The sequence below is a fragment of the Bacillus cereus group sp. BfR-BA-01356 genome (assembly GCF_022663635.1).
Taxonomy (GTDB): Bacteria; Bacillota; Bacilli; order Bacillales; family Bacillaceae_G; genus Bacillus_A; species Bacillus_A cereus.
Genome location: NZ_JAKUFX010000001.1, coordinates 91,573 through 116,953, shown reverse-complemented (window position 1 = coordinate 116,953; position 25,381 = coordinate 91,573). Strand labels below are relative to the sequence as shown.

Below are 25,381 nucleotides of genomic sequence, written 5' to 3'. Positions count from 1 at the left end.
AAGGTGGTTATGGAATTGAATACAGCGATTGCCTTTATATTAATTTTCGGTGCACTCGTATTTTTCCATGAGCTAGGGCATCTATATTTCGCAAAAAGAGCAGGTATTTTATGCCGCGAGTTTGCGATTGGTTTTGGTCCGAAAATATTCTCATTTGAAAAGAATGAAACGGTGTATACGATTCGATTACTGCCCCTTGGTGGCTATGTAAGAATGGCCGGCGAGGATGCGGACACAGTTGAGTTAAAGCCTGGGAAAAAGGTTGGCCTTGTATTAAATGAAAAAGACGAAGTTGTGAAATTAGTTTTTGATGGATATGAAAAGTATCCAAATGTTCGTGTTATTGAAGTCGAACAAGCTGATTTGGAGCATAATTTAACAATTTCGGGCTATGAAGAGTACGAGGAAGAGCTTCAAACATTCCGAGTGAATGAAAAGGCTCGTATTATTACTGCGGGGGAAGAAATTCAAATTGCTCCGTATAATAGACAATTTGGCTCGAAAAAACTAGGGCAACGCGCTTTAACAATCTTTGCGGGTCCTGCAATGAACTTCATTTTAGCATTTGTTATTTTTGTGATTCTTGGATTTGTACAAGGGGTTCCTATTGACAAACCAATGGTCGGAAAAGTGATGGATAACAGTGCAGCACAGCAAGCTGGATTGAAAGAGAATGATACAATTCAAGCTATTGATGGGAAAAACACAAGTACATGGAAAGATGTTGTTACTATTGTACGTGAAAACCCAAATAAAGAAATTACGTTACAAGTAAAGCGTGATAATGAACAGTTTAATGTGAAAGTAACGCCAACACTCGATAAAGAAGGAAAAGACGAAGTTGGTAGAATCGGTGTGTATTCTCCTGTAGAGAAAACAGTAATGGGTTCTATTAAATCAGGATTTGAACAAACGTACCAATGGACGAAACTAATTTTTGAATCTCTTGTTAAATTAGTAACTGGTCAATTTTCTATTAATGAGTTATCAGGTCCAGTAGGAATTTATAATCTAACAGATCAAGTTGTAGATTATGGGTTTACGCGTGTACTAAGTTTAGCTGCAGTTCTAAGCATTAATCTTGGTTTATTTAATTTATTACCAGTTCCTGCTTTAGATGGTGGCCGTTTATTCTTCTTCTTAATTGAAGCGTTACGAGGGAAACCAATTGATCGCCAAAAAGAAGGAATGGTTCACTTTATTGGTTTTGCATTATTAATGTTACTTATGTTAGTTGTAACTTGGAATGACATTCGTAAGTTTTTCTTGTAAAATAAAGTGAAACTTATAATGAAATAGTGCTCGTAGAATAAAATCCCTCACCTAACTCGAGGTGAGGGGTTTTACTGCGTGTAAGAGTAAAATGAAGAGGTGCAAATAAATGAAACAAAGTATGGTATTCAGTCCTACATTACGTGAAGTTCCAGCTGATGCTGAAATTAAGAGTCATCAGCTATTACTTCGTGCAGGTTTTATGCGTCAAAATGCTTCTGGTATTTATAGCTTTCTACCATTTGGATTAAAAGTATTACACAAAGTAGAACGTATCGTTCGAGAAGAAATGGAGCGCGCAGGAGCTGTAGAATTATTAATGCCAGCTATGCAAGCTGCGGAATTGTGGCAAGAATCAGGTCGTTGGTATTCTTACGGATCTGAATTAATGCGTATGAAAGATCGTAATGCTCGTGAATTCGCATTAGGAGCGACACATGAGGAAGTAATTACGGATCTTGTGCGTGATGAAGTGAAATCATATAAAAAATTACCGTTAACATTATACCAAATTCAAACAAAATTCCGTGATGAGCAAAGACCTCGTTTCGGCTTATTACGTGGAAGAGAGTTTCTAATGAAAGATGCATACTCTTTCCATGCTACACAAGAGAGCTTAGATGAAGTATACGATCGTTTATATAAAGCATACTCTAACATTTTTGCTCGCTGTGGCTTGAATTTCCGTGCAGTTATTGCTGATTCTGGAGCAATGGGCGGAAAAGATACACATGAATTTATGGTATTATCTGATGTTGGTGAAGATACAATTGCATACTCTGACACATCTGATTATGCAGCAAACATCGAAATGGCTCCTGTTGTAGCTACGTATACGAAGAGTGACGAAGCAGAAAAAGCACTTGAAAAAGTAGCAACACCAGACCAAAAAGCAATTGAAGAAGTATCTGCATTCTTAAACATTGCAGCTGACAAGTGCATTAAGTCTATGGTGTTTAAAGTAGATGAGAAATTAGTAGTGGTACTTGTTCGTGGTGATCACGAAGTAAACGATGTGAAAGTGAAAAATGTATACGGCGCTTCAGTTGTTGAGCTTGCTTCTCATGAAGAAGTAAAAGCATTATTAAATTGTGAAGTTGGTTCATTAGGACCGATTAATGTAACAGGTGATATCGAAATTATTGCTGATCATGCTGTAGCATCAATTGTTAACGGATGTTCAGGAGCGAATGAAGAAGGATTCCATTATGTAAATGTAAATCCAGAACGTGACTTTAAAGTAAGTCAATATACAGATTTACGCTTCATCCAAGAAGGAGACCAATCTCCAGATGGAAACGGAACAATTCTTTTTGCACGCGGAATTGAAGTTGGTCATGTATTCAAATTAGGAACTCGTTATAGTGAAGCAATGAACGCAACATTCCTAGATGAAAACGGAAAAACACAACCACTTATTATGGGTTGTTACGGTATCGGTGTATCTCGTACAGTGGCAGCAATTGCAGAGCAGTTTAACGATGAGAACGGCTTAGTTTGGCCAAAAGCTGTAGCACCGTTCCATGTGCATGTAATTCCAGTAAATATGAAATCGGATGCACAACGTGAAATGGGTGAAAATATCTACAACTCATTACAAGAACAAGGCTATGAAGTGTTATTAGACGATCGTGCAGAACGTGCAGGTGTTAAATTTGCAGATGCAGATTTATTCGGTCTTCCAGTTCGTGTTACAGTTGGTAAAAAAGCAGACGAAGGTATTGTAGAAGTGAAAGTACGTGCTACAGGTGAGTCTGAAGAAGTAAACGTAGAAGAACTTCAAACATATATTGCAAATATTTTAAAATAAGAAGAGGTACCTCGTAATGGGGTACCTTCTCTTTCTTTGTAAACGTATTTTGTAAAAGAAGAGGTGAGAAATCTTTCTTTGTGGTACGTTTCAATTTATAATAGCAAATGGAAGGAGAGTGCTTATGTCTTTAACAAATGAACAACAAGAGCGATTTCAAATTTTGCTCCAGCAGTTGCAAATACCAGACGACCTTATAAATCAATATTTACAAGGCGGTGGTATTGAAAGGCTCGTTATTGATAAAGCGAATAAAAGTTGGCATTTTGATTTACAAGTGCCACGTATTTTGCCTACAGAATTATATGAATTGCTAGAAACAAAGCTTAAGCAATCATTTTCTCATATTGCAAGAACAACATTTGCATTAGAAACAGAGAATAAACAATTTACAGAAGAAGAAGTGAGGGCGTATTGGCCGCTTTGTACGGAACGAATTACATTTTCACCTATGTTCGCATACTTAAAGAAGCAGCTTCCGCAGGTGAATGGAGTGAAGTTGCTAATAAATGTGAATAACGAGCTGGAGTCTACTGCTTTAAAGAAAAACGTTGCGAAACCAGTAGGGGATCAATACGAAGTTTTTGGATTCCCGCGTTTTCAGTTAGACACACATATACAGCAAAATACAGAAGAAATGCAAAAATTTCGTGAACAAACGCAGCAAGAAGACCGCGAGCGTGTTATACAAGCTATGGAAGAAATGGCGAAGAAGCAAGCTGAAGAAAGCAGCGTTGTGTATGAAGGACCGATTACACTCGGGTATCTTATTAAGCCAGATGAAGAGATTACACCGATGCGAGAAATTCAAGATGAAGAAAGAAGAAAAACGGTTCAAGGATATGTCTTCCATGTAGAAACAAAAGAGCTTCGTAGTGGACGTACGTTATTAACTTTAAAAATAACGGATTATACGGATTCTATTATGATCAAAATGTTCTCGCGTGACAAAGAAGATATTCCAATGCTGCAATCCTTGAAAAAAGGAATGTGGGTGAAAGCGCGTGGTTCTGTTCAAAACGATACATTCGTTCGAGATTTAGTAATGATTGCAAATGATATTAATGAAATAACAGGACCGTCTCGTAAAGATAAAGCACCAGAAGGCGAAAAACGAGTAGAGCTGCATCTCCATACTCCGATGAGTCAAATGGACGCTGTCACTCCAGTTTCTAAGCTTGTTGCTCAAGCTGGTAAATGGGGACATGAGGCTATTGCGGTTACAGACCATGCCGTGGCTCAGTCTTTCCCAGAGGCGTATTCTGCGGGGAAGAAGGCTGGAGTTAAAGTTATATATGGTGTAGAAGCAAATCTAGTTAATGATGGTGTACCGATAGCGTATAACGAAGCGCATCGTTTACTTGCAGAGGAAACGTATGTTGTTTTCGACGTTGAGACGACAGGTTTATCAGCTGTATACGATACAGTCATTGAGTTGGCTGCCGTAAAAGTAAAGGGTGGCGAAATTATTGATCGCTTTGAATCTTTCGCAAATCCACATCAACCATTATCAGCGACGATTATTGAATTGACAGGTATTACAGATGATATGTTAACTGATGCACCTGAAGTGGACGAAGTGTTTAAAAAGTTTGAGGAATGGATGGGCGACCATACACTTGTTGCCCATAACGCGAGCTTTGATATGGGCTTTATTAACGTAGGTTTTAAAAAGGCTGGACTAGAAAAAACGAATAACCCCGTTATTGATACGTTAGAACTTGCACGATTCTTATTCCCAGAAATGAAAAATCATCGATTAAATACGATGTGTAAAAAACTTGATATTGAATTAACACAACATCACCGTGCGATTTATGATACAGAAGCGACGGGATATTTACTTGTGAAAATGTTGAAAGACGTAATTGAAAAGGGATTTGAATATCACGATCAATTAAATGATAGCATGGGACAAGGGGATGCGTATAAGCGTGGCCGTCCAAGTCATATGACGTTACTTGCCACATCAGATGTTGGATTGAAAAATTTATATAAACTTGTTTCATATTCTCACCTTAATTACTTTTACCGTGTACCACGTGTGCCGAGGTCACTATTAAAAAAATACCGTGAAGGAATTTTAGTAGGAACGGCTTGTGATAAAGGTGAAGTGTTCGAGGCAATGATGCAAAAGGCACCTGAAGAGGTAGAAGAAATTGCCCAGTTCTATGATTACATTGAAGTAATGCCTCCAGAGGTGTTGCGTCATTTAGTAGAACGTGAACTTGTTCGAGACGAAGGTCAATTAAAAACAATTATTTCTAACTTAGTAAAACTAGGTGAGACGTTAGATAAACCAGTTGTTGCTACAGGAAACGTGCATTATTTAGACCCTGAGGATGCAATGTATCGTAAAATTTTAGTCAGTTCGCAGGGCGGAGCCAATCCGTTAAATCGACATTCATTACCGCCAGTACATTTCCGGACAACTGATGAAATGTTAGAATGTTTTTCATTCTTAGGTGAAGACAAAGCGAAAGAAGTTGTTGTAACAAATACACAAAAGATTGCGTCATTAATTGGTGATGTGCATCCAGTAAAAGACGATCTATATACACCGAAAATTGAAGGTGCTGATGATGAAACGCGTGATATGAGTTATAAAATGGCGCGTAGCATTTATGGTGAAGAGCTACCGGAAATTGTAGAAGCACGTTTAGAAAAAGAATTAAAAAGTATTATTGGGCATGGATTCGCCGTAATTTATTTAATTTCACATAAGCTTGTGAAAAAATCGTTAGTAGACGGATATCTAGTAGGTTCGCGTGGATCGGTAGGGTCATCATTTGTTGCAACGATGATGGAAATTACAGAAGTAAACCCATTACCACCACACTATGTATGTCCGAAGTGTAAGCAATCAGAATTCTTTAATGATGGTTCTGTAGGTTCTGGTTTTGACTTACCAGATAAAGAATGCCCTGCTTGTAATATTCCATATGTAAAAGATGGACATGACATTCCGTTCGAAACGTTCCTTGGATTTAAAGGAGATAAGGTACCCGATATCGATTTGAACTTCTCCGGGGAATACCAACCACGTGCCCATAACTATACGAAAGTACTGTTCGGTGAAGACTATGTATATCGTGCAGGAACGATTGGTACAGTTGCGGAAAAAACTGCTTACGGATATGTAAAAGGTTATGCAAATGATCATAACTTAACGATTCGAAATGCAGAGATTGATCGCTTAGTAGCAGGGTGTACCGGTGTAAAACGTACAACAGGACAGCATCCAGGCGGTATTATCGTTGTGCCAGATTACATGGATATCTTTGATTTCTCACCAATACAGTATCCAGCTGATTCAATTGGTGCTGAATGGAGAACAACGCATTTTGATTTCCACTCGATTCATGATAATTTATTGAAACTTGATATACTAGGACACGATGATCCGACCGTTATTCGTATGTTACAAGATTTAAGTGGTATTGATCCGAAAACAATCCCAACGGATGATCCAGAAGTAATGAAAATTTTCTCTGGTCCAGAATCGTTAGGGGTAACGGAAGAACAAATTAACTGTAAAACAGGTACACTTGGTATACCAGAGTTTGGTACAAAATTCGTAAGACAGATGTTAGAAGAGACAAAACCGACGACATTCTCAGAGTTAGTCCAAATTTCTGGACTATCACATGGTACTGACGTATGGCTTGGTAATGCAAACGAGTTAATTTATAACGGTACATGTACGCTGAGCGAAGTTATCGGTTGTCGTGATGACATCATGGTATATTTAATCTATCAAGGTCTAGATCCATCATTAGCCTTCAAAATCATGGAGTCGGTTCGTAAAGGTAAAGGTGTACCGGAAGAATGGGAAGAAGACATGAAAAATAATAATGTACCAGGTTGGTATATTGATTCATGTAAGAAGATTAAATACATGTTCCCTAAAGCCCATGCGGCTGCTTACGTACTTATGGCTGTACGTATCGCATACTTTAAAGTACATTTTGCACTGTTATTCTATGCCGCATATTTTACAGTTCGTGCAGATGATTTTGATGTAGAGGCAATGGCGAAAGGTTCAGCATCTATACGTGCAAGAATTGATGAAATTGCTCAAAAGGGACTCGATGCTGCGCCGAAAGAGAAGAGTTTATTAACGGTACTAGAAATGACACTTGAAATGTGTGAGCGTGGATACTCATTCCAAAAGGTGGATTTATACCGCTCACATGCAACAGAATTTATTATTGATGGAGATACATTAATCCCTCCATTTAATGCAGTACCTGGTCTTGGCACAAACGCAGCTTTAAGTATTGTAGAAGCACGTAAAAATGGAGACTTCTTATCAAAAGAAGACTTGCAACAGCGAAGTAAGGTTTCGAAAACAATTATTGAGTATTTAGATAGCCAAGGTTGTTTAGGAGACTTACCGGATCAAAACCAGTTATCACTGTTCTAGTAGGTAGGAAAAGTCTTTGCAAATCAACATTTCCTATGATATACTATTAACCGAGATAACCATGTCATGTATATTGTGTAAAGAAAAGAGTGGGGAAACCCACTCTTTCGTGTTACTATCTATGTTTTATCTACGTAGATAGGTAAAAGATTTCTGTCGTATATACATATTTTGTTACAAGTTTTACTTCTTAAATTTGGTAATACTAAGACAGATAATCCCTGCTGAACAGCAGGGGCTTTTGTTAGCTAACGAGAAAGAATAAGATAGACCGTTTTTAAATTGGCGGGGTCTTCTTCTTTTAAATGGTACATGACGGCAGGAAGGAGGCTGTTTATGGATAAGAAAGTCACAGAAGTTGTAGAAGCATTTGCGCAGCCGATCGTTGAAGAGTTAAATCTTGAACTTGTAGATGTAGAGTATGTGAAAGAAGGACAAGACTGGTTCTTACGCGTATTCATCGATTCTGAAAAGGGAGTCGACATTGAAGAATGCGGTGCGGTAAGTGAACGTTTAAGCGAAGCTTTAGATAAAGAGGACCCAATTCCTCATCTTTACTTTTTGGATGTATCATCTCCTGGAGCGGAACGCCCATTAAAGAAAGAAAAAGACTTCCAGCAAGCGGTAGGAAAACAAGTGGCAATTAAAACATATGAGCCGATTGATGGTGAAAAGATGTTTGAAGGAAAGCTGCTTTCTTACGATGGTACAACAATAACATTATTATTAACAATTAAAACACGTAAAAAAGAAATCCAAATTTCGATGGATAAAGTCGCAAATGCGCGACTTGCTGTTACGTTTTAGTTAGAAGGGGGATCTTCATGAGCACTGAGTTATTAGATGCTTTGCTCGTATTAGAATCTGAAAAAGGCATTAGCAAAGACATTATTATTGATGCGATTGAAGCAGCTTTAATCTCTGCTTATAAGCGCAATTTTAATCAAGCACAAAACGTTCGTGTGAGCTTTAACCCAGAAGTGGGAACAATTCAAGTTTTAGCACGTAAAGACGTAGTAGACAATGTGTTTGATCCACGTCTTGAAATTTCTGTAGAGGAAGCAAGACAAATTAATCCAAACTATCAAGATGGTGACGTACTAGAAATTGAAGTAACACCAAAAGACTTTGGTCGTATTGCAGCACAAACTGCAAAACAAGTTGTAACACAACGAGTGCGTGAAGCAGAGCGCGGTGTTATTTACTCTGAGTTTAGTGACCGTGAAGAAGATATTATGGTAGGTATTGTACAACGTCAAGATGCTCGTTTCATCTATGTAAGCTTAGGAAAAGTAGAAGCTTTATTACCTGTAAGTGAGCAAATGCCTAATGAGCAATACAAACCACATGATCGTATTCGCGTATTCATTACGAAAGTAGAAAAAACGACAAAAGGACCACAAATTTACGTATCACGTACACATCCTGGTCTTTTAAAACGTTTATTCGAAATGGAAGTTCCTGAAATCTATGATGGAACTGTAGAAATTCGTTCTGTAGCACGTGAAGCTGGCGATCGCTCTAAGATCTCTGTATATGCAGAGAACACTGATGTTGATCCAGTTGGTTCTTGTGTAGGACCAAAAGGGCAACGTGTACAACGCATTGTAGACGAATTAAAAGGTGAAAAAATTGACATCGTTCGCTGGTCAAATGATCCAGTTGAATATGTTGCAAATGCATTAAGCCCATCACAAGTTGTTAAAGTACTTGTAGATGAAGAAGAAAAAGCGACAACAGTAGTTGTTCCAGACCACCAGCTATCATTAGCTATCGGTAAGCGTGGACAAAATGCACGTCTTGCAGCTAAATTAACAGGCTGGAAAATTGACATTAAGAGTGAGTCTGATGCGAAACAACTTGGTATTGTAACAGAAGAAGATAGCGTAATCGCATTTGGATTCGATTCAGTGGAAGACGAAATCGAATAGAGGTGATGAGTATGAGCAATCGAAAAGTTCCGTTACGAAAATGTGTTGCAACGCAAGAAATGAAATCAAAACGAGAGCTCGTTCGCATTGTTCGTTCCAAAGAGGGAGAAGTGTCCATTGATTTAACTGGGAAAAAATCAGGACGAGGTGCTTACTTGTCGAAGGACAAGGAGAGCATTCTTCAAGCTCAAAAGAAAAATGTTTTGGAACATCATCTAAAAGCGAAAATCGACGGTTCTTTATATGAAGAGCTTCTTGAGCTTGTTGAGAAGGAGTCGAAATAAGTGTCCGATTGGAAATCGTTTTTAGGACTAGCAAACCGGGCTCGGAAAATTATTTCGGGTGAAGAACTCGTTTTAAAAGAAGTACGAAGTGGCAAAGCAAAACTTGTATTGCTATCTGAAGATGCGTCAGTAAATACTACAAAACGCATCACAGATAAAACTACGTACTACAACGTACCAATGAGAAAGGTCGAAAATCGACAACAATTAGGGCATGCGATTGGGAGAGATGAGCGAGTCGTTGTAGCTGTGTTAGATGAAGGCTTTGCGAAAAAGCTGCGTAGCATGCTCGATACAAATTACCGGGGGTGAAGGTATGAGTAAAATTCGAGTGCATGAATATGCAAAAAAACATAATATCTCAAGTAAAGATCTTATGACAAAACTAAAAGAAATGAATATCGAGGTTTCGAATCATATGACAATGTTAGACGATGAAGTAGTAAATAAATTAGATAATGAATATCAAACTGAAAAACCTTCTGTTGCAGATGAGTTTGAAGTAGAAGAAAAAGTTGTTCGCAGTAAAAAGAACAGCAATAAGAAAAAGAAAAAAGGCAAAGGGAACGAAGACAAACGTCAAGAGAACTTTGCTGGTAGACAACAAACTCAAATTGTAGAAACACCAGATAAAATTACTTTCTCTGGAAGCCTTACAGTAGGAGATCTTGCTAAAAAATTAAGCAAAGAGCCATCTGAAATTATTAAGAAGCTCTTCATGCTTGGAATTATGGCAACAATTAACCAAGACTTGGATAAAGATACAATTGAGTTAATTGCTAACGACTACGGTATTGAAGTAGAAGAAGAAGTAATTGTGAGCGAGACTGAGTTTGAAACATTCATTGATGAGCAAGATGATGAAGAGAACTTAAAAGAACGTCCAGCTGTAGTTACAATCATGGGACACGTTGACCACGGTAAAACAACATTACTGGATTCTATTCGTAACTCAAAAGTAACTGCAGGCGAAGCGGGTGGAATTACTCAGCATATCGGTGCATATCAAGTTGAAGTAAACGATAAGAAGATTACATTCTTAGATACACCTGGTCACGCAGCATTTACAACGATGCGTGCTCGTGGTGCACAAGTAACGGATATTACAATCCTTGTTGTTGCAGCGGATGACGGTGTTATGCCACAAACGGTTGAAGCAATTAACCATGCGAAGGCAGCAGGAGTACCAATTATTGTTGCTGTGAATAAAATGGATAAACCAGCTGCAAACCCTGATCGCGTAATGCAAGAACTAACAGAATATGAATTAGTTCCAGAAGCTTGGGGCGGAGATACTATTTTCGTACCAATTTCTGCAATTCAAGGCGAAGGCATTGACAACTTACTAGAAATGATCCTTCTTGTAAGTGAAGTAGAAGAATATAAAGCAAATCCAAACCGCTATGCAACTGGTACAGTAATCGAAGCACAGCTTGATAAAGGTAAAGGAACTATCGCGACATTACTTGTTCAAAACGGTACGCTTCGAGTTGGAGATCCAATCGTTGTTGGAACTTCATTCGGACGTGTTCGTGCAATGGTAAGTGATATTGGTCGTCGTGTAAAAGTTGCTGGTCCATCAACTCCTGTTGAAATTACTGGTTTAAACGAAGTACCACAGGCTGGAGATCGTTTCATGGCATTCGCTGATGAGAAGAAAGCTCGTCAAATTGGTGAATCACGTGCACAAGAAGCTTTAGTTGCACAACGTGGTGAGAAATCTAAATTAAGCCTTGAAGATTTATTCCAACAAATCCAAGAGGGCGATGTAAAAGAAATTAACTTAATCGTAAAAGCAGACGTACAAGGTTCTGTTGAAGCGATGGCAGCATCACTTCGTAAAATTGATGTTGAAGGTGTAAAAGTTAAAATCATTCACACTGGTGTAGGTGCGATTACAGAATCTGATATCATTTTAGCTTCTGCATCTAATGCAATTGTAATTGGATTTAACGTACGTCCAGATGTGAACGCGAAGCGTACAGCTGAATTAGAGAACGTTGATATTCGTTTACACCGTATTATTTATAAAGTAATCGAAGAGATTGAAGCAGCGATGCAAGGTATGCTTGATCCAGAATTCGAAGAAAAAGTAATCGGTCAAGCAGAAGTTCGTCAAACGTTTAAAGTAACAAAAGTTGGAACAATCGCAGGTTGTTACGTAACAGACGGTAAAATTACGCGTGATAGTGGCGTACGTATTATCCGTGACGGCGTAGTAATTTTCGAAGGACAACTTGATACGTTAAAACGTTTCAAAGACGACGTAAAAGAAGTTGCACAAAACTATGAGTGTGGTATTACAATTGAGAGATATAATGATCTTAAAGAAGGGGACATCATTGAAGCGTACATTATGGAAGAAGTGAAGCGATGATTATCGCTTCACTCTCATTCGAGTGTATGATTTACGATGTGCATTCTTTAAAAGAGAAACGTGCAATTTTACAACGTGTGTTAACTCGTGTGAAACAGCGCTATAATGTAGCTGTTTCTGAAGTTGGGCATCAAGATGTATGGCAACGTACAGAAATTGCAATTGTTTCCGTATCCTCAAATCGTGTTATCTGTGAAAAAGAAATGAATCGTGTACTTGAGTACATCGATTCATTTCCTGAAATTGAACGTACAATAACACATTTGGAATGGTATTGAATGAGGTGAAGAGTTATGAAATTACGTGCGAACCGTGTGGGCGAGCAAATGAAAAAAGAATTAGGCGATATTATCAGTCGTAAAATTAAAGACCCACGTATTGGATTTGTTACAGTAACAGATGTACAAGTGAGTGGTGATTTACAAATTGCTAAAGTATATATTTCTGTTTTAGGTGACGAAGAACAGAAAGAAAATACTTTAAAAGGTTTAGCGAAGGCAAAAGGCTTTATTCGTTCAGAAATTGGCCAACGTATTCGTCTTCGTAAAACACCGGAAATTACCTTTGAGTTTGATGAGTCTATCGGATATGGTCATCGAATTGATACACTTTTACATGAAATTAATAAAGACGGTAAACGTGAAGAATAATGGATAGACATTTGTCTATCCATTTTTTCAATGCAAAATAAGTTTTGGATATTTAATACGAAAGAATTATGATGAGGTGAACATATATGGAAGGTGTAGTATTATTACATAAGCCAAAAGGCATGACATCACATGATTGTGTATTTAAATTAAGAAAGATATTGCGAGAAAAGAGAATTGGTCATACGGGAACATTAGATCCAGATGTAACAGGAGTATTACCTATTTGTGTGGGACGAGCAACGAAAATTGCACAATTTTTAACAAGTGAAACGAAAACATATGAAGGTGAAGTAACATTAGGGTTTTCGACGACAACTGAAGACGCTTCTGGTGAGGTTGTTGAAACGAAAAATGTAGATCGTACTATTACTCGTATGGAAGTAGAGAAAGCCCTTGCGGAATTAACAGGCACGATTGAACAAATGCCACCAATGTTCTCGGCTGTAAAAGTAAACGGGAAAAAATTATATGAATATGCAAGAGCAGGACAAGAGGTGGAACGTCCAGTTCGTACAATTACAATTCATGAATTCGTATTACTTGATGATCGTGAAGTTTTTGAAGGTGAAAATATTTCATTCCGTTTCCGTGTAACGTGTAGTAAAGGAACATATGTAAGAACATTAGCTGTAATGATCGGGGAGAAACTTGGTTTCCCATCACATATGTCTCACCTTGTAAGAACGGCATCTGGTGAATTTTTATTAGAAGATTGCATATCATTTGAAGAAATTGAAGAAAACGTGCAAAATGGAACAGTAGAGTCTATCTTCATTTCAATTGATGAAGCATTAAGTAAGTTTCCAAAAATGGTTGTAGATGAAAAGCAAGCAGAGAAAATAAAGAATGGTATGTTCTTAAAGAATGAATTAGAAATAACAGCACCATTTATTACAGTGTTTGATAAAAATGATCGTTGCTTAGCAATTTATGAACATCATCCGAAACATCCTGGCATGTTAAAGCCGATGAAAGTACTTGTGAATAATCAAGAACTAAAGCTATAATGAATTATTGGAAGGATTATTACAGAAAAAGGTGAATTCAAGCGTGAAACTTATTCATTTAACTCATCCACATGAACAAAATAAATTAGAATTACCACCTACTGTAATGGCATTAGGATTTTTTGATGGCATTCATTTAGGACATCAATGTGTAATTCGAACTGCGAAAAAAATAGCGGACGAACGAGGATATAAAAGTGCAGTTATGACATTTCATCCTCATCCATCTGTTGTTTTAGGGAAAAAGGATGCGCATGTGGAGTATATTACACCAATGCGCGATAAAGAAAAAATAGTCGAAAGCTTAGGAATCGATATATTATATGTGATTAAATTTGATGAATCATTTGCAGGGTTATTACCGCAACAATTTGTAGATGATTATATTATTGGTTTAAATGTAAAGCATGTAGTAGCAGGGTTTGATTATTCATATGGACGTTTAGGAAAAGGAAAGATGGAGACTTTACCATTTCATGCAAGAGGGGAGTTTACACAGACTGTGATTGAAAAAGTTGAATTTCAAGAAGAGAAAGTAAGTTCTACAGCATTACGAAAGTTAATTCGAAATGGCGAAATGGAGCAAATTCCATCTATTTTAGGTAGAGCCTATACTGTAGCGGGAACAGTTATACACGGCGACAAACGTGGGCGTCAAATTGGTTTTCCAACAGCTAATGTAGGTTTAAGTGATGAGTATTTATTGCCACCTGTAGGTGTTTATGCAGTGAGATTAAAAGTTCACGATGAATGGTACGATGGTGTATGTAATATTGGATATAAACCGACTTTTAAAGAAGATGAGCGTCAATTATCAATTGAAGTGCACTTATTTGAATTTAACAAAGATATATACGATCAAAATGTTACAGTAGAGTGGCATATGCGTATAAGAGCAGAAAAGAAATTCAACGGTATTGATGAGTTAGTTGAACAAATCGCAAAAGATAAGAAAACAGCACAAGAATATTTTATGAGCGAAAAGAATATACTTGCTTTTTCAAATGAAAAGTAGTATTCTATGTTATGTACTTTATGACAACCATTGCTTGGCATTGCGACTCACCGACGCTTGCTAGGTAATTGGGGGTTTAATTAATAGGAGGTGAAATAGGATGGCTTTAACACAAGAACGTAAAAATGAAATCATTGCACAATTTAGAACTCATGAGACTGATACTGGTTCTCCGGAGGTTCAAATTGCTGTCCTAACGGAGCAAATTAACACTCTAAACGAGCACTTACGTACTCACAAGAAAGATCATCATTCACGTCGTGGTCTATTAAAGATGGTTGGTAAACGTCGTAACTTACTAACTTACCTTCGTAATAGCGATATCACACGTTACCGTGAATTAATCACAAAGCTTGGCTTACGTCGATAGTCAAAGAAGCGGGAATATTCCCGCTTTTTTGTTAGGTAAAAATATATCTTCTACGCTTTATAGCTTACTTAATTTTAGGCAATACTAGAGGTAGAATATTGTGATATACTATCCATTTACATAGAAGAATTGAATACTTTAAATTGAGAGGGGTACTTAAATGAGTCAAGAAAAGCAAGTCTTCTCGATAGATTTAGCTGGTCGCCAGCTAACAGTTGAAACTGGTCAGCTTGCAAAACAAGCGAACGGAGCAGTATTAGTAAGATATGGCGATACAGCGGTTCTATCTACAGCAACTGCATCAAAAGAAGCAAAAAATGTAGATTTCTTCCCACTTACAGTAAACTATGAAGAGCGTTTATATGCAGTCGGAAAAATTCCTGGCGGTTTTATTAAGCGTGAAGGTCGTCCAAGTGAAAAAGCAATTTTGGCAAGTCGTTTAATCGACCGTCCAATTCGTCCGCTATTCGCAGATGGCTTCCGTAACGAAGTACAAGTTGTCAGCATTGTAATGAGTGTTGATCAAGATTGTTCTTCTGAAATGGCAGCTATGCTTGGTTCTTCATTAGCGTTATCGATTTCAGATATTCCATTTGAAGGTCCAATCGCTGGTGCGACAGTTGGCCGTATTAATGGCGAATTCGTTATTAACCCAACAGTAGAACAGCAAGAACAAAGTGATATCCACTTAGTTGTAGCTGGTACGAAAGATGCGATTAACATGGTTGAAGCAGGAGCAGATCAAGTACCTGAAGAAACAATGTTAGAAGCAATTATGTTTGGTCATGACGAAATTAAACGTCTAATTGCATTCCAAGAAGAGATTGTACAAGCTGTAGGTAAAGAGAAATCAGAAGTGAAACTTTATGAAGTTGACGCTGATCTTAACCAAGCTGTACGTGAAATGGCTGAAGAAGATATGCATTCAGCAATTCAAGTACATGAGAAACATGCACGTGAAGATGCAATTAACGAAGTGAAAAAGCGTGTTATTGAGCATTACGAAGCGCAGGAAGCTGACGCTGATACATTAGGACAAGTAAATGAGATTTTATATAAAATTGTAAAAGAAGAAGTACGTCGTCTTATTACAGTTGAAAAAATCCGTCCAGATGGCCGTAAAGGTGACGAAATCCGTCCATTAGCATCAGAGGTTGGTATTTTATCTCGTACACACGGTTCTGGTTTGTTCACTCGTGGACAAACACAAGCATTAAGTATTTGTACATTAGGTGCATTAGGCGATGTGCAAATTTTAGATGGTCTTGGCGTAGAAGAATCAAAACGTTTTATGCACCATTACAATTTCCCATCATTTAGTGTTGGTGAAACAAGACCAATGCGTGGACCAGGTCGTCGTGAAATCGGTCACGGTGCACTAGGAGAACGTGCACTTGAGCCTGTAATTCCATCTGAAAAAGATTTCCCATACACAGTACGTCTTGTATCTGAAGTTTTAGAATCAAATGGTTCTACTTCACAAGCAAGTATTTGTGGTAGTACTTTAGCAATGATGGATGCTGGTGTTCCACTTAAAGCTCCAGTTGCAGGTATTGCAATGGGTCTAGTTAAAACTGGTGAGCATTACACAATTTTATCTGATATTCAAGGTATGGAAGATCATTTAGGTGATATGGACTTTAAAGTAGCAGGTACAGCACAAGGTGTAACTGCACTACAAATGGACATTAAAATCGATGGTCTATCTCGTGAAATTTTAGAAGAGGCATTACAACAAGCGAAAGTTGGTCGTGTGCACATTCTAAATCATATGTTATCTGTTATTCCAGAGCCACGCACTGAATTATCAGCGTACGCTCCAAAGATTATTACAATGACAATTAATCCAGATAAAATCCGTGACGTTATCGGACCGAGCGGTAAACAAATCAATAAAATTATTGAAGAAACTGGCGTTAAAATTGACATCGAGCAAGATGGCACAGTATTCATTTCTTCAATAAACCAAGAAATGAACGACAAAGCTAAGAAAATTATCGAAGATATCGTTCGCGAAGTACAAGTAGGTGAAATCTACGAAGGAAAAGTGAAACGTGTTGAGAAATTCGGTGCTTTCGTTGAATTATTCAGCGGTAAAGATGGATTAGTTCACATTTCTGAACTTGCACTTGAGCGTGTAGGTAAAGTAGAAGACGTTGTAAAAATCGGTGACGTAATTACGGTTAAAGTTATCGAGATTGACAAGCAAGGTCGCGTAAATCTATCTAGAAAAGTATTGCTAAAAGAAGAGCAAGAAAAAGAAGCTGCTAAAGAAGAAAACAAACAAGAGCAGCAATAAGTAAAAGCCAGTTTAACTGGCTTTTTTTGTTATGTAAAAAACATGATGTTCAATATATTTTTATGTCGGTATAGGTATAGTTTTCATTATAACGCTCAAATTAACAAAGATAAGAAGAAAATGTTTTTATATAGTTAATTTGGGAGGGTTTATATGAAAGTTCGTATATTGGCATACATATGTATATTTTCTTTATATGTCAGTTTAGGCTCTTATTCTGTTTTTGCGCAAGATAACTTGCATGAAGAAATTCAAAAGCATGCAAAACAGTATGAGATTGCACCTCAAAATGCGATGATTGATAAAATATGGAAGGCAACACCTGGATATAATGGAAGACAAGTGGATATTGAAGCATCGTATAATAATATGAAGAAGCTAAAGGAATTTGATCAAAAATATCTTGAATTCAAAGAAGTCTCACCGAGTGTTCATTTAGAAGATTTATCACCAGCTCCAATTTATAGAGGGCATCCAAATAAAAAGATGGTAGGATTAACAATAAATGTGGCATGGGGAAATGAGTATTTGCCTCGCATATTAGAGATATTGAAAAAGCATGATGTGAAGGCCACTTTCTTTTTAGAAGGACGTTGGGTGAAAGAAAATTTGCGATTTGCAAAAATGATTGTCGATGCAAAACAAGAAGTTGGAAATCACTCATACACACATCCAAATATGAAAACGTTATCGTCTGATGAAATACGAGAGCAGTTACAAAAAACAAATCGAATGATAGAAGTAGTAACGAATCAAAAAGTAAGATGGTTTGCCCCGCCGAGTGGAAGTTTTCGAGATGAAGTCGTAAAGATTGCAGATGATTTTCAAATGGGAACGATTATGTGGACTGTAGATACGATTGATTGGAAGCGACCTGAGCCGGATGTACTATTGCAGAGAGTAATGAGAAAAATACATCCAGGTGCTATCATATTAATGCATCCTACTTCGTCTGCAGCAGAGGCTTTAGATATAATGATTACAAAATTGAAGGAACAAGGATATAAAGTGGGGAATATAACTGAATTACTGGATGAAAAACGTGTGGATTAAATACATTTGCATGACATTCATCCTTAAACTTGTTATCATTAAATAATAGCGTTTTATTTAGAGAAACTGGCAGTAGGAGGAAAGTTTTTGATTAAAAAATATACTTGTAAAAATGGTGTAAGAATAGTTATGGAGAATATACCAACTGTAAGATCGGTTGCAATTGGTATTTGGATCCATGCGGGATCAAGAAATGAAAATGAAAAAAATAATGGGATTTCTCACTTTTTAGAGCATATGTTCTTTAAAGGGACAGAAACACGTAGTGCACGAGAGATTGCAGAATCATTTGATAGCATTGGTGGTCAAGTGAATGCATTTACTTCAAAAGAATATACATGTTACTATGCAAAAGTATTAGATGAGCATGCTAAATATGCTTTAGATGTTTTAGCAGATATGTTCTTTAATTCAACATTTGATGAGGAAGAACTGAAAAAAGAGAAGAATGTCGTATGTGAAGAAATTAAAATGTACGAAGATGCTCCAGATGATATTGTGCATGATATGTTAACGAAAGCAACATATGAAACGCATCCACTTGGATATCCTATTTTAGGAACAGAAGAAACGCTTAATACGTTTACAGGTGATACGTTACGTCAATATATAAAAGATCATTATACACCTGAAAATGTAGTTGTATCAATCGCAGGAAATATTGATGAAGCATTTTTACAAACAGTGGAGCAATATTTCGGTAGTTATGAAGGAACAACAAACCGTGAACAAGTACATAGCCCAATTTTCCATTTCAATAAGGTAGCCCGTAAAAAAGAAACGGAACAAGCTCATTTATGTCTAGGATATAAAGGCTTACAAATGGGACACGAAGATATTTATAACTTAATTGTATTAAATAATGTTTTAGGCGGTAGCATGAGTAGCCGTTTATTCCAAGAAGTACGTGAGCAACGTGGATTAGCTTACTCAGTATTTTCTTACCACTCTTCTTATGAAGATACAGGCATGTTAACACTTTACGGTGGAACAGGTAGCCAACAATTAGATACATTGTATGAAACAATGCAAGAAACATTAGAGACATTGAAAAATACAGGTATTACAGAAAAAGAGCTTATGAATAGTAAAGAGCAATTAAAAGGAAACTTAATGTTAAGTTTAGAAAGTACAAATAGCCGTATGAGCCGTAACGGTAAAAATGAATTGCTTCTTCGTAAACATCGTTCACTTGATGAGATTATTGAAAGTGTAAACACTGTAACAAAAGAAAATGTGGACGGATTAATTCGCAATATGTTTACTGACGAGTTCTCTGCAGCACTTATTAGTCCAGACGGAAAACTTCCAAAAGGAATAAAACTATAATCAATTTTTACGATGTAAAAAAAATAACCTTCTCTCTTTTTAAATGAGAGAAGGTTATTTTTTTTATACATATAGAATAGGTACTAATTATAGACAATGCAAATGAAAAATTCATTAGGGGAGTGGAGTGTGTATGCGATTAAGTGAATTAAGTGGTAAAGAGGTTGTAGATATAGAAAAAGCGGAAAAAATGGGAGTCTTAGGTTATATGGATTTAGAGATTAATGAGAAAGACGGGCAAATACAAACACTTATAATACCTGTAGGGAAGTGGGGAGGTTTTAAAAAGGAACCACAAGAAGTAAGGGTGGCATGGAGTCAAATAAAGAAAGTCGGACACGATATGCTTCTTTGTGATAGTATAGATCGTTCAAATTCGGAGTGAAGGATGGCCATTTTGGTCATCTTTTTTTGTATCTACATAGAAACCTGATAAATCATATGTGCATTTGGATTTTCAATCACCATAAACTCGTACATTACATATGATGTGGAGGAAAAAGAAAAAGTAGGCACTTTTCTTATAAATGACAGAAAAAGAAGGTGAATTAGGGAATGTTGACTGAGATGCATATTGCTGTCATAGGAGGAGATGCAAGGCAGCTAGAAGTAATTCGTAAGCTAGTTGAATTGGATGCGAAACTTTCTTTGATAGGTTTTGATCAGTTAGATCATGGTTTCACAGGGGCAGCAAAAGAAAGTATACAAAATTTAGATTTCACTTCTGTAGACGCAATTATTTTGCCGGTTGCCGGTACAAATGCCAAAGGAGAAGTAGATACTATTTTTTCAAATGAAAAAGTTTCAATAACGAAAGAACAAATTGAAAATACACCAGAACACTTTACTATATATTCAGGTATTGGTACACCTTACTTGGAAAATCTCGTATCTACTACGAACCGAAAACTTGTTAAATTATTTGATCGTGATGATGTAGCAATATACAATTCTATTCCAACGGTAGAAGGTACATTAATGATGGTAATTCAACATACCGACTATACAATTCATGGGTCCAATGTAATGGTTCTAGGATTTGGTAGAACAGGAATGAGTGTTGCGAGAGCATTTCAATCATTAGGAGCCCATGTCAAAGTTGGAGCAAGACGATCTGAACATATTGCACGTATTACAGAAATGATGTTTTCTCCTTTTCATATGCAAGACATAGAGAAAGAAGTAGGAAATATCGATATTGTAATTAATACGATTCCGCACCTCGTTGTAACAGCGAATGTTATTGCAAAAATGCCAGCTCATACGTTAGTGATTGATTTAGCTTCTAAACCAGGCGGTACCGACTTTAGATATGCAGAAAAAAGAGGAGTCAAAGCATTGCTAGCACCTGGATTACCAGGTATTGTTGCCCCAAAAACGGCTGGGCAAATTTTAGCAAATGTTCTTTCTCAGTTATTAGCAGCAGATGCAATCGCAAAGGAGGAGGAAAAGAAATGAGTTTGAAGGGGAAACGAATTGGTTTCGGATTTACAGGTTCACATTGTACGTATGAGGAAGTTATGCCGCACTTAGAAAAATTAATTGCTGAAGGAGCAGAAGTACGTCCTGTTGTTTCATACACTGTTCAATCAACAAATACTAGATTTGGAGAAGGAGCAGAGTGGATTAAGAAGATTGAAGAAATAACAGGTTTTAAAGCAATTAATTCAATTGTTGGAGCAGAGCCACTTGGACCTAAAATTCCATTAGACTGCATGGTAATCGCTCCTTTAACAGGAAATTCTATGAGTAAATTTGCAAATGCAATGACAGATTCTCCAGTACTAATGGCAGCAAAAGCGACGCTAAGAAATGGCAAGCCTGTCGTATTGGCGGTTTCGACGAATGATGCTTTAGGGTTAAATGGGGTAAATCTCATGCGCCTAATGGCAACAAAAAACATCTACTTCGTCCCATTCGGTCAAGATGCGCCAGAGAAAAAACCGAACTCAATGGTAGCTCGTATGGAGTTACTGGAAGATACAGTATTAGAAGCGCTGCAAGGGAAGCAATTGCAACCGGTGGTCGTAGAAAAATTCAGATATATGAATTAAAAAACGAAAAAAAACGGACAATTTTTGATGAAACCATCATTCTTACTGTAGAATATGATAAAATTAACGTTATTAAGATTAGAAGGGGTATTGTATACTCCTTCTGATTCTAAGTTATAGAAGGATTGGTATCTAGAAAGGGGCATAGTGATGGAAAAGCAAAAAACTTTTCATGTCGCTGTAGTTGGAGCAACCGGCGCAGTTGGTGAACAAATGTTAAATACTTTAGAGAAACGAGAATTTCCAATCGGGAAATTAACGTTACTTTCATCTAAACGATCTGCAGGTAAGAAACTTGTATTTAAAGGCGAAGAATTTACAGTTCAAGAGGCAACTCCTGAAAGCTTTGAAGGAGTAGATATTGCACTATTTAGTGCTGGTGGATCTGTATCGAAACAATTAGCGCCAGAAGCAGCAAAACGCGGTGCGATTGTTGTTGATAATACAAGTGCATTCCGTATGACAGAAAACGTGCCACTTGTTGTACCTGAAGTAAATGAAAACGACTTAAAAGAACATAATGGTATTATTGCAAATCCAAACTGTTCTACAATTCAAATGGTAGTAGCTCTTGAGCCAGTTCGTCAGCAATATGGTTTAAAACGAGTAATCGTTTCCACATATCAAGCTGTATCAGGTGCTGGTGCGGCAGCTATTGAAGAACTGCATGAACAATCACAAGCAATCTTAAATGGCGAAGAAGTTAAGGCAAATGTTCTTCCTGTATCAGGTGATAAGAAGCATTTCCCAATTGCTTTTAATGCGATTCCACAGATTGATAAATTCCAAGATAATGGATTTACGTTTGAAGAAATGAAAATGATTAACGAAACGAAAAAAATTATGCATATGCCTGAATTAGAAGTAGCGGCAACATGTGTACGTTTACCAGTTGTATCAGGACACTCTGAGTCTGTTTACATCGAAGTAGAAAAAGAAGGCGTAACAGTAGCAGAATTAAAGAGCTTACTTGCAAATGCGGAAGGTATTGTTCTACAAGATAATCCAGAAGAGCAGTTATATCCAATGCCAGCTACTGCAGTAGGTAAAAACGAAGTATTCGTTGGAAGAATCCGTAAAGATTTAAATAACGATAAAGGATTCCATCTTTGGGTCGTATCTGATAACTTATTAAAAGGCGCTGCATGGAATTCTGTTCAAATTGCAGAGCGCTTAGTAAAATTACAATTAGTGTAAACGGCTAAGAGAAGGTGCAAAATATGAAAATAATTGTTCAAAAATTTGGTGGCACATCAGTACGTGATGACAATGGACGTAAGCATGCGCTTCATCATATAAAAAAATCATTAGCTGCTGGTTATAAAGTAGTTACTGTCGTATCTGCTATGGGCCGTAAAGGTGAACCATATGCAACGGATACGTTATTAAGTCTTGTAAATCAAGAGGAATCTACTATTTCTAAGCGTGAGCAAGATTTATTATTATCGTGTGGAGAGTTAATCTCTGCAATTGTTTTCTCTAATATGTTGAATGAGAACGGTATAAAAGCAGCAGCATTAAATGGTGCACAAGCTGGTTTTGTAACGAATGATGACTTTACGAATGCAAAGATTATTGAAATGAATTGCGATCGTATACATGAAGAGTTAGAAAATGTAGATGTAATCGTCGTTACAGGATTCCAGGGACAAACGAAAAAAGGTGATACGACAACACTTGGACGCGGAGGTAGTGATACTTCAGCTTCAGCATTAGGTGTTGCACTTCATGCTGAATACATCGATATATTCACTGATGTAGAAGGTGTTATGACTGCGGATCCTCGTATTGTAAAAGATGCACGTCATCTTCAAACTGTAACGTATAACGAAATTTGTAACATGGCTTATCAAGGTGCGAAAGTCGTTCATCCACGTGCAGTTGAAATTGCGATGCATGCAAAAGTGCCACTTCGTGTACGTTCTACGTATTCTGATAGTGAAGGTACGCTTATTTCAGCATATGACGGTGCTACAAGAGGTCGTGATGTAGAAGAACGTCCTGTTACAGGCATTGCCCACGTATCAAACGTAACGCAAATTAAAGTGCTTGCAAAAGAAACGGCATATGATTTGCAACAACATGTGTTTAAAGAGATGGCGAACGAAGGAATAAGTGTTGATTTAATTAATATTTCACCTACTGGCGTAGCATATACGGTGAGTGATAATGTATCAAGTCATGCAGTTAAATTATTACAGAACCTTGGATATGAGCCAATTGTGACAGAACATTGTGCGAAAGTATCTATCGTTGGGGCTGGAATGGCAGGATACCCAGGGGTTACTGCGAAAATCGTTACAGCTTTAGCGGAAAAAGGTATTCAAATCCTGCAATCGGCAGATAGTCATACAACAATTTGGGTTCTTGTAAAAGAAACTGATTTAGTGGAGGCTGTAAATGCATTACATAGTGCGTTTGAGCTTTCAAAAGAAAAGCAACTGGAACAATAAGGAGTGAGACCATGATAGATTTTGGGACAATTGCAACCGCGATGGTAACACCGTTTGATATAAACGGGAATATCGATTTTGCAAAGACAACGAAATTGGTAAATTATTTAATTGATAACGGTACAACAGCAATCGTGGTAGGAGGAACGACAGGAGAATCTCCTACATTAACTTCAGAAGAGAAAGTAGCGTTATATCGCCATGTCGTATCTGTTGTCGATAAAAGAGTGCCCGTAATCGCTGGAACAGGTAGCAATAATACGCATGCTTCTATTGACTTAACTAAAAAGGCAACAGAAGTTGGTGTGGATGCAGTAATGCTAGTAGCACCGTATTATAACAAACCGAGTCAAGAAGGAATGTATCAGCATTTTAAAGCAATTGCTGAAAGCACGCCGCTTCCGGTTATGCTATATAACGTTCCAGGACGATCTATTGTACAAATCTCCGTTGATACAGTTGTTCGTTTATCAGAAATAGAAAACATTGTTGCTATTAAAGATGCCGGCGGCGATGTGTTAACAATGACAGAAATCATTGAAAAAACAGCGGACGACTTTGCGGTATACAGCGGTGATGACGGTTTAACGTTACCAGCTATGGCAGTTGGAGCGAAAGGTATCGTTTCGGTAGCCTCTCATGTTATCGGAAACGAAATGCAAGAAATGATTACAGCATTTCAAGCAGGAGAATTTAAGAAGGCACAAAAATTACATCAATTACTTGTAAGAGTAACTGATTCATTATTTATGGCGCCAAGTCCAACTCCAGTAAAAACAGCGTTACAAATGGTTGGATTAGATGTAGGTTCTGTACGTTTACCACTTCTTCCATTAACAGAAGAAGAAAGAGTAACGTTACAATCTGTAATGCAATCTATCCCTCGTTAATAAAAAATGACCTAGTGTAGAACTAGGTCATTTTTTATTATATGCAAATCTTTTCCTCTTTTTCTCACTTATATGTGTTCTTATAAGAATATTAATCGCTTCTTCATTATGTGTATAAGAAAATAATCGTACCCCTTTAACTGAGTCAAAAAATGATA

Annotated in this window: 22 protein-coding genes; all 22 read left to right on the top strand. The window is 37.2% G+C overall.

Features of this window, described 5'->3' with window-relative positions:
* The first annotated feature begins 15 nt into the window (after positions 1–15).
* The 22 genes from rseP (at position 16) to dapA (ending at position 25,223) form a co-directional block, all read left to right on the top strand.
* Positions 16–1,272 (top strand): RIP metalloprotease RseP, encoded by a 1,257-nt coding sequence (gene rseP / locus MR168_RS00530; RefSeq protein WP_001090243.1) that lies wholly within the window; start codon positions 16–18, stop codon positions 1,270–1,272.
* Positions 1,273–1,381: 109 nt separating this feature from the next.
* Positions 1,382–3,082, top strand: a complete 1,701-nt coding sequence (locus tag MR168_RS00525) for a proline--tRNA ligase (protein ID WP_000814300.1) — start codon at positions 1,382–1,384, stop codon at positions 3,080–3,082.
* A gap of 124 nt (positions 3,083–3,206) precedes the next feature.
* A complete protein-coding gene (locus MR168_RS00520; RefSeq protein WP_000060005.1) occupies positions 3,207–7,508 on the top strand; it encodes a PolC-type DNA polymerase III in 4,302 nt (1,433 codons plus the stop codon).
* Positions 7,509–7,844: 336 nt separating this feature from the next.
* Positions 7,845–8,315 carry a ribosome maturation factor RimP gene (rimP, locus tag MR168_RS00515; protein WP_000359096.1) on the top strand — a complete coding sequence of 157 codons (471 nt, stop codon included), beginning with the start codon at positions 7,845–7,847 and terminating at the stop codon, positions 8,313–8,315.
* Positions 8,316–8,332: 17 nt separating this feature from the next.
* A complete protein-coding gene (gene nusA / locus MR168_RS00510) occupies positions 8,333–9,439 on the top strand; it encodes a transcription termination factor NusA (RefSeq protein WP_000102604.1) in 1,107 nt (368 codons plus the stop codon).
* A gap of 11 nt (positions 9,440–9,450) precedes the next feature.
* Positions 9,451–9,723, top strand: coding sequence for an RNase P modulator RnpM (gene rnpM / locus MR168_RS00505; RefSeq protein WP_000071127.1), 273 nt, complete (start codon positions 9,451–9,453; stop codon positions 9,721–9,723).
* A complete protein-coding gene (locus MR168_RS00500; protein ID WP_001286523.1) occupies positions 9,724–10,035 on the top strand; it encodes a YlxQ family RNA-binding protein in 312 nt (103 codons plus the stop codon).
* Positions 10,036–10,039: 4 nt separating this feature from the next.
* Positions 10,040–12,100, top strand: a complete 2,061-nt coding sequence (gene infB, locus MR168_RS00495) for a translation initiation factor IF-2 (RefSeq protein WP_000036343.1) — start codon at positions 10,040–10,042, stop codon at positions 12,098–12,100.
* Entirely contained in the window at positions 12,097–12,378 is a 282-nt protein-coding gene (locus MR168_RS00490; RefSeq protein WP_000582363.1) for a DUF503 domain-containing protein, read from the top strand. The genes infB and MR168_RS00490 overlap by 4 nt, the downstream gene beginning before the upstream one ends.
* A 15-nt stretch (positions 12,379–12,393) precedes the next feature.
* The gene (rbfA, locus tag MR168_RS00485; protein WP_000776437.1) at positions 12,394–12,750 is read left to right on the top strand and encodes a 30S ribosome-binding factor RbfA; all 357 of its coding nucleotides are present in this window, start codon (positions 12,394–12,396) and stop codon (positions 12,748–12,750) included.
* A gap of 86 nt (positions 12,751–12,836) precedes the next feature.
* On the top strand, positions 12,837–13,760 hold the full coding sequence (gene truB / locus MR168_RS00480) for a tRNA pseudouridine(55) synthase TruB (RefSeq protein WP_000399350.1): 924 nt from the start codon (positions 12,837–12,839) through the stop codon (positions 13,758–13,760).
* A gap of 43 nt (positions 13,761–13,803) precedes the next feature.
* Positions 13,804–14,775, top strand: a complete 972-nt coding sequence (gene ribF, locus MR168_RS00475; protein ID WP_000766706.1) for a bifunctional riboflavin kinase/FAD synthetase — start codon at positions 13,804–13,806, stop codon at positions 14,773–14,775.
* Positions 14,776–14,875: 100 nt separating this feature from the next.
* Positions 14,876–15,145 (top strand): 30S ribosomal protein S15, encoded by a 270-nt coding sequence (gene rpsO, locus MR168_RS00470; protein WP_001229392.1) that lies wholly within the window; start codon positions 14,876–14,878, stop codon positions 15,143–15,145.
* 160 nt (positions 15,146–15,305) lie between these two features.
* A complete protein-coding gene (gene pnp / locus MR168_RS00465) occupies positions 15,306–17,444 on the top strand; it encodes a polyribonucleotide nucleotidyltransferase (protein ID WP_000076737.1) in 2,139 nt (712 codons plus the stop codon).
* A gap of 153 nt (positions 17,445–17,597) precedes the next feature.
* Positions 17,598–18,497, top strand: coding sequence for a polysaccharide deacetylase family protein (locus MR168_RS00460; RefSeq protein ID WP_086411756.1), 900 nt, complete (start codon positions 17,598–17,600; stop codon positions 18,495–18,497).
* An 87-nt stretch (positions 18,498–18,584) separates the two neighbouring features.
* Positions 18,585–19,826: a M16 family metallopeptidase gene (locus MR168_RS00455; protein ID WP_000592996.1), complete on the top strand. Its 1,242-nt coding sequence runs from the start codon at positions 18,585–18,587 to the stop codon at positions 19,824–19,826.
* Positions 19,827–19,959: 133 nt separating this feature from the next.
* Positions 19,960–20,211, top strand: coding sequence for a YlmC/YmxH family sporulation protein (locus tag MR168_RS00450; RefSeq protein WP_001239759.1), 252 nt, complete (start codon positions 19,960–19,962; stop codon positions 20,209–20,211).
* Positions 20,212–20,381: 170 nt separating this feature from the next.
* Complete coding sequence (gene dpaA, locus MR168_RS00445) at positions 20,382–21,284, top strand: dipicolinic acid synthetase subunit A (protein WP_000954735.1); 903 nt, start codon at positions 20,382–20,384, stop codon at positions 21,282–21,284.
* Positions 21,281–21,880, top strand: coding sequence for a dipicolinate synthase subunit B (gene dpaB / locus MR168_RS00440; protein WP_000053596.1), 600 nt, complete (start codon positions 21,281–21,283; stop codon positions 21,878–21,880). Before dpaA ends, dpaB begins: the two co-directional genes overlap by 4 nt.
* A 150-nt stretch (positions 21,881–22,030) precedes the next feature.
* The gene (asd, locus tag MR168_RS00435; RefSeq protein ID WP_000414846.1) at positions 22,031–23,077 is read left to right on the top strand and encodes an aspartate-semialdehyde dehydrogenase; all 1,047 of its coding nucleotides are present in this window, start codon (positions 22,031–22,033) and stop codon (positions 23,075–23,077) included.
* A 23-nt stretch (positions 23,078–23,100) separates the two neighbouring features.
* The gene (gene dapG, locus MR168_RS00430; RefSeq protein WP_000692451.1) at positions 23,101–24,333 is read left to right on the top strand and encodes an aspartate kinase; all 1,233 of its coding nucleotides are present in this window, start codon (positions 23,101–23,103) and stop codon (positions 24,331–24,333) included.
* An 11-nt stretch (positions 24,334–24,344) separates the two neighbouring features.
* A complete protein-coding gene (gene dapA, locus MR168_RS00425; protein WP_000564763.1) occupies positions 24,345–25,223 on the top strand; it encodes a 4-hydroxy-tetrahydrodipicolinate synthase in 879 nt (292 codons plus the stop codon).
* Positions 25,224–25,381: the final 158 nt, after the last annotated feature.

Excerpts from the sequence above, each read along its gene's own strand:
- MR168_RS00525 (WP_000814300.1), top strand. The coding sequence starts at position 1,382 with ATGAAACAAAGTATGGTATTCAGTCCTACATTACGTGAAGTTCCAGCT.
- MR168_RS00520 (WP_000060005.1), top strand. The coding sequence starts at position 3,207 with ATGTCTTTAACAAATGAACAACAAGAGCGATTTCAAATTTTGCTCCAG.
- rimP (WP_000359096.1), top strand. The coding sequence starts at position 7,845 with ATGGATAAGAAAGTCACAGAAGTTGTAGAAGCATTTGCGCAGCCGATC.
- nusA (WP_000102604.1), top strand. The coding sequence starts at position 8,333 with ATGAGCACTGAGTTATTAGATGCTTTGCTCGTATTAGAATCTGAAAAA.
- rnpM (WP_000071127.1), top strand. The coding sequence starts at position 9,451 with ATGAGCAATCGAAAAGTTCCGTTACGAAAATGTGTTGCAACGCAAGAA.
- infB (WP_000036343.1), top strand. The coding sequence starts at position 10,040 with ATGAGTAAAATTCGAGTGCATGAATATGCAAAAAAACATAATATCTCA.
- MR168_RS00490 (WP_000582363.1), top strand. The coding sequence starts at position 12,097 with ATGATTATCGCTTCACTCTCATTCGAGTGTATGATTTACGATGTGCAT.
- rbfA (WP_000776437.1), top strand. The coding sequence starts at position 12,394 with ATGAAATTACGTGCGAACCGTGTGGGCGAGCAAATGAAAAAAGAATTA.
- truB (WP_000399350.1), top strand. The coding sequence starts at position 12,837 with ATGGAAGGTGTAGTATTATTACATAAGCCAAAAGGCATGACATCACAT.
- rpsO (WP_001229392.1), top strand. The coding sequence starts at position 14,876 with ATGGCTTTAACACAAGAACGTAAAAATGAAATCATTGCACAATTTAGA.
- pnp (WP_000076737.1), top strand. The coding sequence starts at position 15,306 with ATGAGTCAAGAAAAGCAAGTCTTCTCGATAGATTTAGCTGGTCGCCAG.
- MR168_RS00460 (WP_086411756.1), top strand. The coding sequence starts at position 17,598 with ATGAAAGTTCGTATATTGGCATACATATGTATATTTTCTTTATATGTC.
- MR168_RS00450 (WP_001239759.1), top strand. The coding sequence starts at position 19,960 with ATGCGATTAAGTGAATTAAGTGGTAAAGAGGTTGTAGATATAGAAAAA.
- dpaA (WP_000954735.1), top strand. The coding sequence starts at position 20,382 with ATGTTGACTGAGATGCATATTGCTGTCATAGGAGGAGATGCAAGGCAG.
- dpaB (WP_000053596.1), top strand. The coding sequence starts at position 21,281 with ATGAGTTTGAAGGGGAAACGAATTGGTTTCGGATTTACAGGTTCACAT.
- asd (WP_000414846.1), top strand. The coding sequence starts at position 22,031 with ATGGAAAAGCAAAAAACTTTTCATGTCGCTGTAGTTGGAGCAACCGGC.
- dapG (WP_000692451.1), top strand. The coding sequence starts at position 23,101 with ATGAAAATAATTGTTCAAAAATTTGGTGGCACATCAGTACGTGATGAC.
- dapA (WP_000564763.1), top strand. The coding sequence starts at position 24,345 with ATGATAGATTTTGGGACAATTGCAACCGCGATGGTAACACCGTTTGAT.